General features: G+C 43.2%; 2 protein-coding genes. Both read left to right on the top strand.

What is annotated here, in order from left to right; all coding sequences use genetic code 11:
• On the top strand, positions 1-754 hold a 754-nt coding region (locus R8N28_RS26365), incomplete at its 5' end, for a DUF1566 domain-containing protein (protein WP_318183802.1).
• Between the two features lies 1 nt (position 755).
• A partial coding sequence (locus R8N28_RS26360) for a DUF1566 domain-containing protein (RefSeq protein WP_318183801.1) occupies positions 756-1,122 on the top strand: 367 nt, incomplete at its 3' end.

Genomic DNA, 1,122 nt, shown 5'->3' with positions numbered 1-1,122 from the left:
TACCGTTTTGTATTATACGGTCGCTAAAGGACATTCGAACACAGCGACGCCTCAAGAACTTTTCCCAGGACAAGATGCTGAATTTGGCTTTGACAAGTTAGAGAAGCAGGCGGCGACAGGTAATGGCTTCAAGTTTGTTAAGTTAAGTGCAACGGGCGAGAAGCTAAAAGTGGATGCAACCACTTGGGCTTGTACATTAGATGAGCGCACGGGTTTGGTTTGGGAAAACAAAAGTGCTGACGAAAATTCGCTTCAGTTTAAAGATCGTCTGTTTGTTTACGAATCAGAAGACTTTAAGCCGTTTTCTAAAGACTTGGAACAGGTTGGCTGTGTCAACGCAAGAGATGATATTTGCTCAACTAAGCAATACATTGAGCACATCAACCAGAAATCACTGTGTGGCATCACAAATTGGCGCTTACCGGATTATCAGGAGTTTTATGATGTTCTCGACTTCGGTGAAACAGAGAAAGATGCAAGTGGCGTCGTTTATGGAATGAATTTTAAGTTCTTCCCACAGCAAACGTTAGGTAGTCCTTATTTGGAATACGGTTCGGTTTGGTTCCAGGCGTTTACCTTTACTGAAAATGACAAGGTAAAAACGCCCGAGTACTTAAGAATGCCGTTGGTAACGGTTCGAGGTGCCGACCGTGGACAATCTAGCTCGATTGAGATTTATTCCGATAAAAAAGATCCAACAGCTGATGATTCATACCAATTTCCAATTCGTCTAGTTGCTGAGAAAGGAGAGTAAGATGAAAAAATTTATTACCGCATTATCTCTTGTACTTGTTTCTTACGCGTCGATGGCCGCTCAGGAATGCTCTTTGGATTTTGTGAAGTCAGCGCCGAATTCTCGCTACTTATACTCTGATCTAGGTGTTGTAACAGATTTGAAAACAGGACTCACTTGGATGCGCTGCCCAGTTGGTATGACATGGGATATGGCTCAAAAAGCGTGTTCTGGGGAAGCTCAAAAAGTAACATGGCAAAACGCGCTGCTTACTGCGGAGCAAATTCGGAATGCCTCGGGCAACCATGTGCTACACAATTTTGCAGATAAAAAGCAGTGGCGATTACCGAATATTAAAGAGTTAGTTACACTCACAGAGCGTGCGTGTT

The sequence above is a fragment of the Vibrio sp. Vb1554 genome (assembly GCF_033344235.1).
This window is presented reverse-complemented; position numbering and strand designations above follow the sequence as displayed.